This window comes from Streptomyces sp. NPDC003027 (genome assembly GCF_053591435.1).
Map to the genome: position 1 here is coordinate 23,777 of NZ_JBSFTU010000054.1, position 14,968 is coordinate 38,744.

General features: G+C 71.0%; 14 protein-coding genes and 1 pseudogene. 7 read left to right on the top strand and 8 right to left on the bottom strand.

Going from position 1 to position 14,968, the window contains the following annotated elements; translation table 11 throughout:
• Nucleotides 1-45: 45 nt before the first annotated feature.
• The 5 genes from pucL to ACWDX6_RS27605 all read right to left on the bottom strand — a co-directional run bounded on the left by pucL (nt 46) and on the right by ACWDX6_RS27605 (nt 2,665).
• On the bottom strand, nt 46-969 hold the full coding sequence (gene pucL / locus ACWDX6_RS27585) for a factor-independent urate hydroxylase (protein WP_403291331.1): 924 nt from the start codon (nt 967-969) through the stop codon (nt 46-48).
• 5 nt (nt 970-974) lie between these two features.
• Nucleotides 975-1,364 carry a hydroxyisourate hydrolase gene (gene uraH / locus ACWDX6_RS27590; protein WP_451487593.1) on the bottom strand — a complete coding sequence of 130 codons (390 nt, stop codon included), beginning with the start codon at nt 1,362-1,364 and terminating at the stop codon, nt 975-977.
• The gene (uraD, locus tag ACWDX6_RS27595) at nt 1,361-1,876 is read right to left on the bottom strand and encodes a 2-oxo-4-hydroxy-4-carboxy-5-ureidoimidazoline decarboxylase (RefSeq protein ID WP_451487594.1); all 516 of its coding nucleotides are present in this window, start codon (nt 1,874-1,876) and stop codon (nt 1,361-1,363) included. The genes uraH and uraD overlap by 4 nt, the downstream gene beginning before the upstream one ends.
• A 154-nt stretch (nt 1,877-2,030) precedes the next feature.
• Nucleotides 2,031-2,369, bottom strand: a complete 339-nt coding sequence (locus tag ACWDX6_RS27600; RefSeq protein WP_451487606.1) for a helix-turn-helix domain-containing protein — start codon at nt 2,367-2,369, stop codon at nt 2,031-2,033.
• A gap of 44 nt (nt 2,370-2,413) precedes the next feature.
• A complete protein-coding gene (locus ACWDX6_RS27605) occupies nt 2,414-2,665 on the bottom strand; it encodes a thiamine-binding protein (RefSeq protein WP_451487607.1) in 252 nt (83 codons plus the stop codon).
• Nucleotides 2,666-2,805: 140 nt separating this feature from the next.
• On the opposite strand from ACWDX6_RS27605, the gene ACWDX6_RS27610 reads away from it, so the two are divergent.
• The 3 genes from ACWDX6_RS27610 to ACWDX6_RS27620 all read left to right on the top strand — a co-directional run bounded on the left by ACWDX6_RS27610 (nt 2,806) and on the right by ACWDX6_RS27620 (nt 6,228).
• Entirely contained in the window at nt 2,806-3,657 is an 852-nt protein-coding gene (locus ACWDX6_RS27610) for a TIM barrel protein (RefSeq protein WP_451487595.1), read from the top strand.
• A gap of 57 nt (nt 3,658-3,714) precedes the next feature.
• Nucleotides 3,715-4,605, top strand: coding sequence for a 2-hydroxy-3-oxopropionate reductase (locus ACWDX6_RS27615; protein ID WP_451487596.1), 891 nt, complete (start codon nt 3,715-3,717; stop codon nt 4,603-4,605).
• A gap of 165 nt (nt 4,606-4,770) precedes the next feature.
• Complete coding sequence (locus ACWDX6_RS27620) at nt 4,771-6,228, top strand: catalase (protein ID WP_451487597.1); 1,458 nt, start codon at nt 4,771-4,773, stop codon at nt 6,226-6,228.
• A 377-nt stretch (nt 6,229-6,605) separates the two neighbouring features.
• On the opposite strand, the gene ACWDX6_RS27625 is transcribed toward ACWDX6_RS27620, so the two are convergent.
• Nucleotides 6,606-7,808, bottom strand: coding sequence for an MFS transporter (locus ACWDX6_RS27625; protein WP_451487598.1), 1,203 nt, complete (start codon nt 7,806-7,808; stop codon nt 6,606-6,608).
• 59 nt (nt 7,809-7,867) lie between these two features.
• Between ACWDX6_RS27625 and ACWDX6_RS27630 the strand changes: the two genes are divergently transcribed.
• A complete protein-coding gene (locus tag ACWDX6_RS27630) occupies nt 7,868-8,857 on the top strand; it encodes a transcriptional regulator (RefSeq protein ID WP_451487599.1) in 990 nt (329 codons plus the stop codon).
• An 87-nt stretch (nt 8,858-8,944) separates the two neighbouring features.
• Here the strand turns inward: ACWDX6_RS27630 and gcl are convergent, their stop codons facing one another.
• Entirely contained in the window at nt 8,945-10,732 is a 1,788-nt protein-coding gene (gene gcl, locus ACWDX6_RS27635; RefSeq protein ID WP_451487600.1) for a glyoxylate carboligase, read from the bottom strand.
• A gap of 211 nt (nt 10,733-10,943) precedes the next feature.
• Here gcl and ACWDX6_RS27640 point away from each other — a divergent pair, with 211 nt between their 5' ends.
• The 3 genes from ACWDX6_RS27640 (at nt 10,944) to ACWDX6_RS27650 (ending at nt 13,985) form a co-directional block, all read left to right on the top strand.
• Nucleotides 10,944-12,224 (top strand): hypothetical protein, encoded by a 1,281-nt coding sequence (locus ACWDX6_RS27640; protein ID WP_451487601.1) that lies wholly within the window; start codon nt 10,944-10,946, stop codon nt 12,222-12,224.
• 378 nt (nt 12,225-12,602) lie between these two features.
• Nucleotides 12,603-13,346: a TIGR04222 domain-containing membrane protein gene (locus ACWDX6_RS27645; protein WP_451487602.1), complete on the top strand. Its 744-nt coding sequence runs from the start codon at nt 12,603-12,605 to the stop codon at nt 13,344-13,346.
• Nucleotides 13,347-13,421: 75 nt separating this feature from the next.
• The gene (locus ACWDX6_RS27650) at nt 13,422-13,985 is read left to right on the top strand and encodes a GNAT family N-acetyltransferase (protein WP_451487603.1); all 564 of its coding nucleotides are present in this window, start codon (nt 13,422-13,424) and stop codon (nt 13,983-13,985) included.
• On the opposite strand, the pseudogene ACWDX6_RS27655 reads toward ACWDX6_RS27650, so the two are convergent.
• Nucleotides 13,952-14,875 (bottom strand): annotated as a pseudogene (locus ACWDX6_RS27655) (AMP-binding protein); the annotation flags it as partial. The gene ACWDX6_RS27650 and the pseudogene ACWDX6_RS27655 overlap by 34 nt on opposite strands.
• Nucleotides 14,876-14,968: the final 93 nt, after the last annotated feature.

Consider the following 14,968-nt stretch of genomic DNA (forward strand, 5'->3'; position numbering starts at 1 on the left):
TCCCCGCCCGACTGCGGGCGGGCGGGGACCGCTACTCAGTGCCGCTTAGAGGTTGGTCATGTCGACCGGGATGTGCGCCGTGGCTCCGTCGCGCAGCACCGTGGCCTCGATGAGGCCGTACATGCGGTCGGCGGCGTAGTAGACCTCGTTGTCGTTCTTGAGCCCGAAGGGCTCCAGGTCCACCAGGAAGTGGTGCTTGTTCGGGAGCGAGAAGCGGACCTCGTCGATCTCCGAACGGTGGTTGATGATCCGCGAGGCCATCTGGTACAGCGTCTGCTGCAGCGAGAGGGAGTACGTCTCGGCGAAGGCCTGCAGCATGTGCTTCTTCGTCTCGGCGTACGACCGCTCCCAGTTGGGCATCCGCTGGTCGTCGTCGGTCCAGTTGAAGCGCCAGCGGCCGGACACCTGCGTGGCCAGGATGCGGTCGTACGCCTCCTGGAGCGTCGTGTACTTGTCCTTGATGTAGCCCCAGAACTCCGAGTTGGTGGAGTTCATCACGACGAGGTCCTTGAGGCCGGAGATGACCTCCCACTTCTCGCCGTCGTACGTGATCTGGGTGACCCGGGTCTCCTGGCCCTGGCGGACGAAGGAGTGGTTCACCTCGTCGGAGCCGATGAACTTGGAGTTGGCGTCCGAGGTCGCGATGCGATCCCAGGCGTACTCCTCGATCCGGATCCGGGCCCGGTGGATCGGCTCCTGGCTGGTCACGAAGTGGCGCGCCAGGTGGATGCCGAACTGCTCCGCCGACTCGATCCCGTACTCCTTGGCGAAGGCGAATACGGTGTTCTTGGTCGTGTCGGTGGGCAGGCAGTGGGCGTTGGAACCCGACAGGTGGACGTCGTCGAGGTCGCCGGAGAGGGCGACGGAGACGTTCAGGTCCTTGATGTGGTGGGTGTCGCCGTCCCGCGTGATCTTGACGACGCGGTTCTCTGCTTTGCCGTACTGGTTCTGGCCGAGAATCGTGGGCATGTCTGCTAGCTCCCTCGGTAAACGGAGTAGCCGAACGGGTTGAGCAGCAGCGGTACGTGGTAGTGCTCGCCCGGCTCGACGGCGAACGTGATCGCCACCTCCGGGAAGAACGCACCGCTGTCCCTTACGCGGGGGGCGTCCTGCTGCGCCTCGGCTTGCTTCTTGGAGAAGTACTCCTCGACCTCGAAGTCGAGTCGTACGTGGGTGGTGCCCTCCGGCAGGGCCGGCAGGTCCTTGCAGCGCCCGTCCGCGTCGGTGGCCGAGCCGCCGAGCGGGACCCACTGCGCGTCGGAGCCGCCGCGGGCCGCGAGCGTGATGGCCACGCCCTCGGCGGGGCGGCCGATGCTGGTGTCCAGGATGTGGGTGGACACCGAGGCGGTGGTGTCGGTGCTCATGCGGCGCTCTCTTCCTCTACGAGACGGGTCAGGCGGATGCGGTTGATCTTGCCCAGTTCGGTGCGGACGATCTCCCGCTCCACCTCGGGCGAGTTCTCGATCCGCTCGCGGACCGCGTCGCGCATCTGCTCGCCGGTCTTGCCGGTGGCGCAGATGAGGAAGACATGACCGAACTTCTCCTGATAGGCGAGGTTCAGTTCGAGCATCTCGGCCTTGAGTTCCTCGGAGGCTCCGGCCATCCCGCTCTGTTCACGGGAGGAGGTCGGGTCCCCGGCCTTCGGACGACCGATCGGCGGGTGGCCCGCCATCGCCTCGGCCAGATCCTCGGCGGTCAGTTCGGCCATCGCGGCGTCGCTGGCGAGGAAGAGGGCTTCGACGGTGGCGTACGGGCGCTGGGCGGCAAGCTTGCTCCCCCACGCCGAGCTGGAGCACACCTCGTGGAGCGCGGCGACAGCCTCGCTGTCCGCCGAGGTGTTGAACCGGGCGAGGCCCGGAGTCGTGCCTGAAGTCACGGGAAGCCTCCGTGGCTGTTTTTCACTGTGCGTCGGACGGGCTGCGGATAGCTAACGCCCTCAGAAACACCACGTCAACACTTTGTTGAAAACTCGGCCACACAAAAGCCGCCGTCCCGACATCTGGACGGCGGCTCGTGGTCGACATGATCAACTAGCCGTTCTCGGCTGTCTTTTCCCTGTTCAGGGCGGTCTCCCTGTTCAGGTAGTTGTACACGGTGAACCGGCTGACCCCGAGGGCGCCGGCCACCGTCTCCACCCCATGGCGCACGGAGAAGGCACCGCGTGCCTCCAGCATCCGGACGACCTCCTGCTTCGCCTTGCGGTCGAGGTTGGAGAGCGGCATCCCGTGCCGCCGCTCCATCGCGGCGAGGATGTGGTCGAGGGAGTCGGACAGCTGCGGCAGCCGTACGGCGAGCACCTCCTCGCCCTCCCACGCCAGCACCACGTCGTCCTGCTCGGCCTGCTCGGGCCCCAGCATCTCGGCGCCCATGGCGTCGACCAGCGGTTTCACCGCGGCGACCAGAGGGTGTTCGGTCACTTCTCGCCCTCCCCGATCACGTTGACCTGGAGGGAGACGCGGGTCGCGCCGGCCGCCAGGGATTTGCGCAGCAGCGCGTCGACGGCGGTCAGGACCTCGTCGGCGGGCCCCTCCGCGGTGTTCCCGAACGGACCGACGTCCACCGCGTCCAGCTCCGCCGCCTGGATGACCTCGCGCGCCACGACCGCGTGCGCGGGCGCCTCGTCCAGGTCGAACGGCTCGGTCGTGAACTCCACTCTCAAACGCACCATGGCCCCACGCTACTGGCCGGGAGTCGACCGACGGCAGCCCTGACCTGCCGAAGGCTCTTGACAAGTGGGGCGCCCCGCTTGCAACATTCCGTCAGACAGAAAGTTACTTCCGCAATACGGAAGGAGCGCCGCCCCTCATGGCCCGCTTCTCAGAAGGCGCAGTCACGGACCAGCGCTTCGATGTGAACCTGTCGATCCTCTTCACGGAACTCCCGCTCCTGGAGCGCCCCGCGGCCGCCGCCGCGGCGGGCTTCACCGCGGTCGAGCTGTGGTGGCCCTGGATCGACACCGCCACCCCCGACCAGAGCGAGCTCGACGCGCTCAAGAAGGCTCTGGACGACGCCGGCACCCAGCTGGTGGGCCTGAACTTCTACGCCGGACAGCTGCCCGGCCCGGACCGCGGCGCCCTCTCCGTCCCCGGTGAGGAGTCGGACCGCTTCCGCGCCAACATCGACGTGGCCGCCGACTTCGCCGCCTCCGTCGGCTGCAAGGCGCTCAACGCGCTCTACGGCAACCGCGTCGACGGTGTGGACCCGCAGATCCAGGACACCCTCGCCCTGGAGAACCTGGTCCTGGCCGCCCGCGCGGCCGACCGGATCGGCGCGATCCTGCTGATCGAGACCCTGAACAAGCCGGAGTCGCCGCTCTACCCGCTGGTGAGCGCCCCCTCCGCGATCGAGGTCGTCGACAAGGTAAACGCGGCCACCGGGCTCGGCAACGCCAAGTTCCTCCTCGACATCTACCACCTGTCGATGAACGGCGAGGACGTCAGCGAGGTCATCGCGCGGTACGCCGACAAGACCGGCCACGTCCAGATCGCCGACAACCCGGGCCGTGGCGCGCCGGGCACCGGCGACCTGCCGCTGGCGCAGCTCCTCGGCGAGCTCAAGAAGGCCGGCTACGACGGCTGGGTCGGCCTGGAGTACAAGGCCGCCGACGCCGCCGCGTCCTTCGAGTGGCTCCCGGCCGAGGCCCGCGCGGCCCGCTGACCGGCCGACCCGCCGACTTCCTCCCCGTACCACCAGTTTTCGAGAGGCACCCTCACCATGAGCACTCTTCCCAAGATCGCATGGATCGGTCTCGGCATCATGGGCTCCCCCATGTCCGAGAACCTGATCAAGGCCGGCTACTCCGTCACCGGCTTCACCCTGGAGCAGGACAAGCTGGACCGCCTCGCCGCGGCCGGCGGCACCGCCGCCGCGTCGATCGCCGAGGCCGTCAAGGACGCCGACGTGGTCATCACGATGGTGCCCGCCTCCCCGCAGGTCGAGGCCATCGCCTACGGCCCCGAGGGCATCCTGGAGAACGCCAAGCAGGGCGCGCTGGTCATCGACATGTCGTCGATCACCCCGCAGACCTCCGTCGACCTGGCCAAGAACGCCAAGGAGAAGGGCATCCGCGTCATCGACGCGCCCGTCTCCGGCGGTGAGGCCGGCGCCATCGAGGCCGTCCTGTCGATCATGGTGGGTGGCGAGCAGGCCGACTTCGACGAGGCCCTGCCGATCCTCGAGGCCCTCGGCAAGACCATCGTCCTCTGCGGTCCGCACGGCTCCGGCCAGACGGTGAAGGCCGCCAACCAGCTCATCGTCGCGGTCAACATCCAGGCGTGCGCCGAGGCCGTGGTCTTCCTGGAGAAGTCCGGCGTGAACCTCCAGGCCGCCCTGGACGTCCTCAACGGCGGTCTGGCCGGCTCCACGGTGCTGACCCGCAAGAAGGACAACTTCCTGAACCGGGACTTCAAGCCCGGCTTCCGGATCGACCTGCACCACAAGGACATGGGCATCGTCACCGACGCCGCCCGCAACGTCGGCGCGGCCCTTCCGGTCGGCGCCGTCGTCGCCCAGCTCGTCGCCTCCCTGCGTGCGCAGGGTGACGGCGGCCTGGACCACTCGGCCCTGCTCCGCGCCGTCGAGCGCCTCTCCGGCCAGCAGGTCTGACCCAGATTTCCGGTCGGCGGCGGCGCTGACACCTGTCCTGTCGCGCCCAGGCGCCGCCGCCGACCGGAACACCACCCTTCATCTTCAACAAACTGTTGACGCAATGTTCGGGGCGAACCTACGCTCCTCGCACCCGCCAGCAGAGCTCCCGTACGGAAGGTCACGATGTCGAAGCGCGTGCTTACGACCGAGTCCGGCGCCCCTGTCGCCGACAACCAGAACTCCGCCACCGCCGGCGTCGGTGGCCCCATCCTCCTGCAGGACCAGCACCTGCTGGAGAAGCTCGCGCGCTTCAACCGTGAGCGGATCCCGGAGCGCGTGGTGCACGCCCGAGGCTCCGGCGCGTACGGCTACTTCGAGGTGACGGACGACGTCACGGGCTTCACGAAGGCGGCCTTCCTCTCCGAGGTCGGCAAGCGGACCGAGACCTTCATCCGCTTCTCGACCGTGGCCGACTCGCTCGGTGGCGCGGACGCCGTCCGCGACCCGCGCGGCTTCGCGCTGAAGTTCTACACCGAAGAGGGCAACTACGACCTCGTCGGCAACAACACCCCGGTGTTCTTCATCAAGGACCCGATCAAGTTCCCCGACTTCATCCACTCCCAGAAGCGCGACCCCTTCACGGGCAAGCAGGAGCCGGACAACGTCTGGGACTTCTGGGCGCACTCCCCCGAGGCGACCCACCAGATCACCTGGCTCATGGGCGACCGCGGCATCCCGGCCTCGTACCGTCACATGAACGGCTACGGCTCGCACACCTACCAGTGGACCAACGAGGCGGGCGACGCCTTCTTCGTCAAGTACCACTTCAAGACGAACCAGGGCATCCGCTGCCTCTCCGCCGAGCAGGCCGCCGAGGTCGTCGGCTCGGACGCCAACTCGCACCAGACCGACCTGCTGCAGTCCATCGAGCGCGGTGTGAACCCCTCCTGGACGCTGTACGTCCAGGTCATGCCGGCCTCCGAGGCCGCGGACTACCGCTTCAACCCGTTCGACCTCACCAAGGTGTGGCCGCACGCGGACTACCCGCTGCAGCGCGTGGGCCGTCTGGTCCTCGACCGCAACCCGGACAACGTCTTCGCCGAGGTCGAGCAGGCCGCGTTCTCCCCGAACAACTTCGTCCCGGGCATCGGCCCCTCGCCGGACAAGATGCTCCAGGGCCGTCTCTTCGCCTACGCGGACGCCCACCGGTACCGCCTCGGTGTCAACCACACCCAGCTGCCGGTGAACGCCCCGAAGATGACCGTGGCGGACAACTACGGCCGCGACGGCTTCATGGCCACCCGCAACGGCTCGCGCACGGACAAGAACTACGAGCCCAACTCGTACGCCGGTCCCGCACAGACCGACGCCGCGCTCTCCGCCCCGCTGGCCGTCGCCGGCTGGACCGGCACGCACGAGGCGCCGCGACACAACAAGGACGACGACTTCTTCCAGGCCGGTGAGCTCTACCGCCTGATGTCCGAGGACGAGAAGGGCCGCCTGATCGCCAACATCGCCGGCGGTCTGTCCCAGGTCTCCCGCGAGGACGTCATCGAGAAGAACATCGCGCACTTCGCCGCCGCCGACCCGGAGTACGGCAAGCGCGTGGAGGAGGCGGTCCGCGCCCTGCGCGAGGACTGATCCACCGCGGTCACCAGACCGCGTACGGCATCCGACGGGAGGTCAGATGCCGTACGCCGTCCGGACCGGCGGCCCGGATGAGGGGTGGCCGACGGTACGGACAGCGTGAGGACCGCGGCGGCGAACGAGCCAGTGCGGTGGTAAGGACGTCCGGCTCCCCTTCTTGACCTGAAGGAAGGGGACCGTCCTGGACGCCCGTCGTCGCCGCCGCGGTCCCAACGCCCACCACCTCCCCCCTATGCTCCGCCCGGCGGCGCGAACGTCCTGTCGCGCCAGCCTCGCACCGTCGGGCGGTTCTCAGACGAGAGCGCGGAACCAGGTTTACGGTCCCTGGTTCCGCGCTCTTTCGCGTGTCCGCGCGGGACGCGGAGAGGCGTTCACGCCGCCGGCCCGCGGTCCTTCCGGGGAGCCGGCCGCGGCGCGGTCGTACGCCCCTCGGCGAGGACGAGCGAGAGGGTGACCGCGAGCGAGGCCGCGGCGAGCAGCCCCATGGCCGTGCCCGGCGAGGTGACCTGGGCGACGGTGCCCGCCAGCGCGGCGCTGAGCCCTTGCAGCGCGACCATGCCGGAGGTGTGCAGCCCGAGCGCGTGGCCGCTCAGCTCCTCCGGAACCAGCGCCATCAGCCGCTCCTGGTGAATGAGGCTCGCGCCGTAGCCGACCGCGGACACCGTCACGGCCGCGAGCGCGAGCGGCAGCCCCGGATCCCGTACGAAGAGCAGGTACGGCGCCGCCAGCAGCGTCAGCATCGGCGCGCCCAGGCGGGCGCGCCAGGCCGGCGGCAGGAAGCGGCCCACAGCGGTGTCCCCCGCCAGCATCCCGAGCGCGCCGCAGGCGAAGAGGAGCCCGGCGTGCTCGGGGGCGTACGGGACGAAGAGGGACTCGCAGCCGACGATCAGGCCGTTGGGGACCCAGAGGGTGAGGTAGAGGCGCCGGCGGGGCGGGGAGGACCAGAGCCGGGCGTTGGTCCGCCAGGTCTCCGCGGCCGAGGGCCGACCGGTGGCGCGCGGCGCCCGACGGGACAGACCCGTCCGGGCGATCACCGCCGCCAGGAGATGGAGGGCGGCGCCGGTCAGCAGCGCGCCGCGCGGTGACAGCAGCACGACCAGCAGACCGCCGGTGGCGAACCCGGCGATCTGGCAGAGCCCGGCGGCCATGTTCATCACCGAACGACCCAGCAGATACCCCTCCCGGGCGAGGACCTCCGTCAGCAGCCCGTAGCGGACGCCTCCCCCCACCGAGCCGGCGAGACCCTCCAGGAGCAGGATCGCGAAGATCGCCCCCACCGGCAGCCCGGGGACGGCCTGGACCGCGGTGCCGACGGCGTGGAGCAGCGCGATGCCGGCGAGGGTGCCGCGCGGCGGGAGCCGGTCGGCGGCCGACAACAGCGTCGTCGCGCCCAGGAGTTGCGCGAGGGACGGGCCGAAGAGGGCGAGCGCCGAGAGCAGCGGCGAGCCGGTGGACCGGAAGACGAGCGTGGCCAGGCCCAGACCGGCCACCGTCTGGGCGGCGACCTGGACGGCGGCGGTGAGGAAGAGCGGGGTGTATTCGGGCGTGCGGAACAGTTCGCGGTAACTGCGCATGATCCGGAGTCTTCGGGAGCTCCGTGCCGGGGCGTTACTGTTTCGTGGGGAGGCGAAACATGGGCTGGTGGCAGATCGACGCGGACGCGCTCGCGGGCAGCCGTTTCGTGGTGTCGCCGCTGACCGAGGCCGTCGCCGCGCTCAAGACGCTCGACCGGGCGGTGGCGTCCCATCCGGGTGAGCGCTCCTGGCTGGAGGCTCATCTTCCCTTCTACCGGAGCCGTGTGACGACCGATCCGCTCGACGCCCTGCTCGTGCGGGCCGCGCTCGGCCCCACCTGGAACGCGGACTTCGTCACCCCCACTCCGCTCGGCGAGGGCGAGCAGAGCTTCGAGGAGGAGCTGGCGGCGGTGCGGGAGACGGACCCGGTCTCCGCCGTCGGTCAGCTCGCGGTGTCGCTGGGCGGGCCGGTACCCGAGCCGCTGCGGTCGGCCGCCGATCTGCCGGAGCGGATGGCCGGCATACTGACGTGGGTGTGGCGGGAGACGGTGCTGCCGAGCTGGCCGCGCCGTCGCCGGATCATTGAGGCGGACGTCGTCGCGCGCACGGCGCGGCTGAGCCGGGGCGGGTGGGCGGCGGCGCTGGACGAGCTGGCTCCCGGCCGGCTGCGCTGGCTGGGCGACGGGCGGCTCCAGGTCAACTCCCGCGAGTACCCGCCGCGTTCGGTCGACGGCGGTCGGCTGCTGTTCGTACCGGTGACCGGGAGCGCGGGCTGGGTGTCGTGGGAGGGGACGGAGCGGTACGCCGTCGTGTACCCGTGCGCGGGCGCCCTGGCCGATCTGGACGGTCCGGCCGTGCCCTCGGCCCTCGCCGCGCTGCTCGGCACGGCGCGGGCCGGGGTTCTCGTACGCCTGGAGACCCCCAAGTCCACCAGCCAGTTGGTGGCGCTGACCGGTCAGGGGCTCGGTTCGGTGGGGCGGCATCTGAAGGTGCTGCTCGACGCCCGGCTCGTACGGCGCAGGCGGGCGGGAAGGTCGGTCCTCTACTCCTGGACAGGGGCCGGGGAGGCGCTCGTACGGGCGCAGGCGTCAGCTGACCTGGCGTGGTGAGGGTGGAGACGCGCGAAGGCCCCCGTCCCGATGCTCTCGGGGCGGGGGCCGTTCGTCCGGCGGCTGATCAGACCTTCCGGCGGCTGATCAGACCTTGAGGGTCTTGATCGCGGTCGGGGCGTGGCCCGGCTCGGTCGCGAGCTCCTCGAACTCGGTGACGTCGCTCATGTCGACCGTCTTGCTCATGGCGATGTTGGTGATGCGCTCCAGGATGGCCTCGACGACGACCGGGACCTGGAACTCGACGGCCATCTTCTTGGCCTGCTCCAGGGCCTCGCCGAGCTTCGCCGGGTCCTCGACGCGGATCGCCTTGACGCCCAGGCCCTCGGCGACCTTGACGTGGTCGACGCCGTAGACGCCGAGCTCCGGGGTGTTGATGTTCTCGAACTCGAGGTTGACCTCGAAGTTGATGCCCAGGCCGCCCTGCGCCTGGCGGATCAGGCCCAGGTAGGCGTTGTTCACGAGGACGTGGACGTAGGGGACCTTGTGCTGGGCGGCGACCGCCAGCTCCTCGATCATGAACTGGAAGTCGTAGTCGCCCGAGAGCGCGACGACCGGGGTCTCCGGGTCGGCGGTGGCGGCACCGATCGCGGCCGGGATGGTCCAGCCCAGCGGACCGGCCTGGCCGCAGTTGATCCAGTGGCGCGGCTTGTAGACGTGCAGGAACTGCGCGGCGGCGATCTGCGAGAGGCCGATGGTGGTGACGTAGCGCGTGTCCGTGCCGAACGCCTTGTTCATCTCCTCGTAGACGCGCTGCGGCTTCATGGGGATGTTGTCGAAGTGCGTACGGCGCTGCAGGGTGGCCTTGCGCTCCTGGGCGGAGGCGGCCCAGGCGGAGAAGTCGGGCAGCTTGCCCTCGGCCTTGAGCTCCTTGGCGATCTCGACGAAGAGCTCGAGGGCGGCCTTGGCGTCGGAGGCGATGCCGTAGTCCGGGGCGAAGATCTTGCCGAGCTGGGTGGGCTCGACGTCGACGTGGACGAACTTCCGGCCCTTGGTGTACGCGTCCATGTTGTAGCCGGTGTGGCGGTTGGCCCAGCGGTTGCCGATGCCGAGGACGAAGTCCGACTCCAGGAAGGTCGCGTTGCCGTAGCGGTGCGCGGTCTGGACGCCGACCATGCCGGCGGCCAGCTCGTGGTCGTCCGGGATGGTGCCCCAGCCCATGAGGGTGGAGATGACCGGGATGCTGGTCAGCTCGGCGAACTCCACCAGCAGGTCGGAGGCGTCGGCGTTGATGATGCCGCCGCCGGCGACGATCAGCGGACGCTCGGACTCCAGGAGGAAGCTCAGGGCCTTCTCCGCCTGGGCGCGCGTGGCGCGCGGCTTGTAGACCGGCAGCGGCTCGTACGTGTCCGGGTCGAACTCGATCTCGGTCAGCTGGACGTCGATCGGCAGGTCGATGAGGACCGGGCCGGGACGGCCGGAGCGCATCAGGTGGAAGGCCTGCTGGAAGACGCCCGGGACCTGCGCGGCCTCCAGGACGGTCGTCGCCGACTTGGTGACCGGCTTGGCGATCGTGGCGATGTCGACGGCCTGGAAGTCCTCCTTGTGCAGCTTCGAGACCGGGGCCTGGCCGGTGATGCACAGGATCGGGATCGAGTCCGCGATCGCGGAGTACAGACCGGTGATCATGTCGGTGCCGGCGGGGCCGGAGGTACCGATGCAGACACCGATGTTGCCGGCCTTGGCACGGGTGTAGCCCTCGGCCATGTGGGAGGCGCCCTCGACGTGACGGGCGAGGGTGTGGCTGATTCCGCCGACGTTCTTGAGCTCACGGTAGAAGGGGTTGATCGCCGCGCCGGGCACGCCGAACGCGTGGCTGACACCTTCGCGCTTGAGGATCTCAACGGCCGCTGCGGCGGCGGTCATACGGGGCATGGGAGGGCTCCTGCTTCGGCCAGGCGGAATCGGCGACCCATCACTCCGGGACCTGATTCCGTATTGCGGAAGTATTGTTCTGCTATGTGGAAGCAATGTAGGTCGGGGTGGTGAGAGTCGTCAAGGGATCCATGGACGGCGATGGCCGAACTCCCTCCCCCGCCGGCTCGGATTGGTGGACGATGGGGTCGGACAGGACAGGGGGTTCGGCGTGGGTGTGGCTGAGTCGGTACGGGTGCGCTGCCCGGAATGTCTGCGGACGCAGAGCTATGCGGTGCCGGTCTTCCCGTGCGCCTGCGGCACACCGGTCGTGCCACCGGTGATCCCCGGCGCGACGGGCGAACCGATCACGCACCGCAACTGGACGGACGAGTGGGTCACGGTCCGCTGCGTCGCCTGCGGCCGCGAGGACGAATGGCCCCACCCCGAGCTGGGCTGCGCCTGCGGCACGGTTCTCCGCGTCCCGGTCCTTCCGGCGGAGCCGGCCGGTCCGGCGCCGGAAGGCGGGGAGTGGCGGGACGGGACGCCGAGCGTACCCGGACAGGCCGACCGCCGGCCCGCACCCGCGCCTCACGGCGGCCCACGCACCGGTGACCCTGACGGCGTGCGTACGGGGACGGGGGCGGGCGCCTGGGACGCGGTGACGGATCCCTGGGACGGCGCGGAGGTCCGGGAACAGGGCGACGCTCAGGACAGTGCGGCGGACGGCGGGCCGGGCCTGCCCCGCAGTGAACCGCGGGCGGGCGGTGCGGGCGACCTGGCGTGGCCACAGCACCGGGACGACGCGGGCGCCTGGACGGAGGGCGTGGCACGAGCCGGGGACCGGGATCGCGAGGACGGTCGACCCGACGGCGGGCGCGGCGGCCCGGAGAACGGCCGGCCTCACGGCGGGCGCGGCGGCCCGGAGGGCGGCGACCGGGGCGCCATGGCCCGGCTCGACGGCACGGCGTGGCCCGACCTGCCCGCCGCCGGGGCCGGCGGACGGCCCGACGCGGCGGACACCGGGTTCGCGGGGAGGCCGGACGGTGCCGGCCGAGGCCGGGGCGCGATACGGCCGCACGGCGACCTGGACCGGCCTTCCGTACCCGTCGGCGCTGACGCGGCCCCCCGGGCGGCGTTCCGGCCCGTGGTCATCCGGACCGCGCGGGACGCCGTCGCCGCGTCCGCCGGGTATCTGCGCTGGCTGGGCTTCCGGGATGTGGTCCAGCCCGAGGAGCGGTCCGCGTCGGGGGTCGACCTACGGGCACCAGGCCTGGTCGCCCAGGTCGATCCGAGCACCCGCCCGTCCACGCTGCGCGCCGTGGAGTGCCTGTGGCTCAACGGCCTCAGCAGCTCGGCCGTGAGCGTCTTCTTCTCGCTCGCGGGTTACACCCCCGACGCCCGGTCCCGCGCGGACGATCTGGGGATCCCGCTCTTCGTCCTCGACCTCACCGGCACGCCTCAGCCGGTCAACTCGCACGCCGAGAAGCTGATCTCCACCCCGAGCCGGTGAGCGGCGCGGCGAACGCCCGGGTGAGCGGCGCGGCGAACGCCCGGGTGAGCGGCGCGGCGAACGCCCGGCGGGGTGACCCGGCGGATGCGGACAGCGCCCGGCGGGGCGACCCGGCCGCCGGGCACTCGCGGCACCCGTAGAGACCGGTACGGACAGCAGATGCCGCGCGGGGGGCGCAGGCCTCGTCACCGTGCCGCCCCCCGGGACCGCCCGACGACCGCAGCGGCCGCGACTCCCCCGCCGCGCCGACGGCCGGGAACCCTCCGGCGCCGAGCCGATCGGCCGGGGTGTTCGGGATGTAAGGAGCCTCTGATTCCGGCCATCCGCGCGTGACGATCATGCTTCCCGTGGGCAGAACTCCCTTGGGGGGTGGGCGTGATGCCGACGCAGATGTGGTGGTTCCTCGCTGTGGCCTGCGGGCAACTGGCCGTGGCGGCCGCTTTGTTGCGAATCCGCAGTCCGCGGCGGGTGGAGCTCTCACCGCAGGCGCTCGCTCTGCTGCGGGGCGGACCTCGGGCCGCCGTCACCGTCGCGCTCGTCGCCCTGCACCAGCGAGGGGCGGTGGCCGCCGGCCGCAAGGGAACGATTCGCGCCAACGGCGGGCCGGGACGGGCCCCCGACCCGGTCCAGCTGGGCGTGCACCGCTCGCTCCAACGAGCCCTGGACGTCAGGGCGCTGGTCGCCCGGCCCCCGGCGCGCCGGGCCCTCGAAACACTGCGGACCGAGCTCGGGCGGGACGGGCTGCTGCGCCCGCCGGGCAGGCTGCGGGCCGCGCGGGTCGTCCTCGGCTGCGTACCGCTCACAGTGGCCGGAGGGATGCTGACCGCCGCGCCGTCCGGGGCGGCACTCGCCCTCTCGCTCGGCCTGGGCGCCGTGCCGGTCCTCGCGGCGGCGGCGCTGTTCCTGCTGCCGCCGACACCACGGGCCACGCGCCGGCTCCTCGCCGGTCTGCGCGAGCGGCACCCGCTGCCCGCCCACCGCGCCGACGTCACGGACGGCAAGCTGGTCCAGCTGTACGTCGCTCTCCACGGAGACCCCGCGCTCGCCCTCTTCCTCCCCCGCTTCTCCCGGGACGGCGGCCTGCTCGCCCGGGGCGGCGAAGCCGACCCCGGCAGGCTCTAGCGAGCGCACGTGCGAGGGGTCGCGGACCGGACGGGACCCTCCGGACACGACCTGAGGCCGCGCCATACTCGTCCCATGCGCATCCGGGTGGCCGCACCGGCCGAACTCTTGTTGCTCCAGGACATCGAACGGGCCGCCGGCGAGCCCTTCCGCTCCCTCGGTATGGCGGTCATCGCCGACGACGAGCCCCTGCCCCTGGAAATCCTGGACGCCTACCGGCGGGAAGGTCGCGCCTGGGTGGCGGTGACGACGGACGACCGCCCGGTCGGCTATCTGCTGACCGACACCGTCGACGGGGCGGCCCACATCGAGCAGGTCTCGGTGCACCCGGCCGCCGCCCGCCGCGGCATCGGACGCTCACTCATCGAGCATCTGGCGGCGGGGGCGGCGCGGCAGGGGCTGGCCGCGCTGACGCTGACGACCTTCATCGAGGTCCCGTGGAACGCCCCGTACTACACCCGCCTCGGCTTCCGGGCCCTCGACGACGCGGACCCCGGCCTCACGGCGGGGCTCCGCGCCATCCAGCGGGCCGAGGCGGCGCACGGCCTGGCCACCTGGCCGCGGGTCTGCATGCGCCGCGAACTGGCTCCCGGGCCCCGCTCCCCTCAGCCGGCCCCGCTCCCGTCCCCCACGCCGTAACGCCGCCGCAGATCCACCTTCCGCACCTTCCCGCTCACCGTCATGGGGAACTCCGCGAGGATCTCCACCCGGCGCGGGATCTTGTAGTGCGCCAGCCGGTCGCGGCAGAAGGCCGTGACCTCCTCCAGGGTCGGCGGATCCGCCGGGTCGCGGGGGATCACGCAGGCGAGGATCTCCTCGCCGTAGCGGGGGTCGGGGACGCCGACGACCTGGACGTCGGCGATCTTCTCGTGACCGTGGAGGAACTCCTCGATCTCCCTGGGGTACACGTTCTCCCCACCCCGGATGATCATGTCCTTGATCCGGCCGACGATCCGCACGTACCCGTCCTCGCGCATCACCGCCAGATCCCCGGTGTGCATCCAGCCGCCCGCGTCGATCGCCTCGGCGGTCTTCTCGGGCTCGTTCCAGTAGCCGAGCATCACGCTGTAGCCACGGGTGCACAGCTCGCCGGCCGTCCCGCGCGGCACCGTGTCGCCCGTGGCCGGGTCGACGATCTTCACCTCGACATGCGGCAGGACCCGGCCCACCGTGCCCGTACGGCGCTCGATGTCATCCTCGCGGCGGGTCTGCGTGGAGACGGGCGAGGTCTCGGTCATGCCGTAGCAGATCGACACCTCGGCCATGTTCATCTCCGCGACGACCCGCTTCATCACCTCCACCGGACAGGGCGAGCCCGCCATGATCCCGGTGCGGAGCGTCGAGAGGTCGTAGCCGCCGAAGTCGGGGAGGTTCAGCTCCGCGATGAACATGGTCGGCACGCCGTACAGCGAGGTGCACCGCTCCTCCTCGACCGCGCGGAGCGTGGCCGCGGGGTCGAAGGACGGCGCCGGGACGACCACGCAGGCGCCGTGCGAGGTGGCGGCCAGATTGCCCATCACCATGCCGAAGAGTAACGAGACACCTATGCAACGTCAACCCGACCTGCGAAAACGAAGAAGCCCCGGCCACCCTCCGCGGGGAGGAAGATGACCGGGGCGGTC

Excerpts from the sequence above, each read along its gene's own strand:
- pucL (WP_403291331.1), bottom strand. The coding sequence starts at position 969 with ATGCCCACGATTCTCGGCCAGAACCAGTACGGCAAAGCAGAGAACCGC.
- uraH (WP_451487593.1), bottom strand. The coding sequence starts at position 1,364 with ATGAGCACCGACACCACCGCCTCGGTGTCCACCCACATCCTGGACACC.
- ACWDX6_RS27600 (WP_451487606.1), bottom strand. The coding sequence starts at position 2,369 with ATGGGCGCCGAGATGCTGGGGCCCGAGCAGGCCGAGCAGGACGACGTG.
- ACWDX6_RS27610 (WP_451487595.1), top strand. The coding sequence starts at position 2,806 with ATGGCCCGCTTCTCAGAAGGCGCAGTCACGGACCAGCGCTTCGATGTG.
- ACWDX6_RS27615 (WP_451487596.1), top strand. The coding sequence starts at position 3,715 with ATGAGCACTCTTCCCAAGATCGCATGGATCGGTCTCGGCATCATGGGC.
- ACWDX6_RS27620 (WP_451487597.1), top strand. The coding sequence starts at position 4,771 with ATGTCGAAGCGCGTGCTTACGACCGAGTCCGGCGCCCCTGTCGCCGAC.
- ACWDX6_RS27625 (WP_451487598.1), bottom strand. The coding sequence starts at position 7,808 with ATGCGCAGTTACCGCGAACTGTTCCGCACGCCCGAATACACCCCGCTC.
- ACWDX6_RS27630 (WP_451487599.1), top strand. The coding sequence starts at position 7,868 with ATGGGCTGGTGGCAGATCGACGCGGACGCGCTCGCGGGCAGCCGTTTC.
- gcl (WP_451487600.1), bottom strand. The coding sequence starts at position 10,732 with ATGCCCCGTATGACCGCCGCCGCAGCGGCCGTTGAGATCCTCAAGCGC.
- ACWDX6_RS27645 (WP_451487602.1), top strand. The coding sequence starts at position 12,603 with ATGCCGACGCAGATGTGGTGGTTCCTCGCTGTGGCCTGCGGGCAACTG.
- ACWDX6_RS27650 (WP_451487603.1), top strand. The coding sequence starts at position 13,422 with ATGCGCATCCGGGTGGCCGCACCGGCCGAACTCTTGTTGCTCCAGGAC.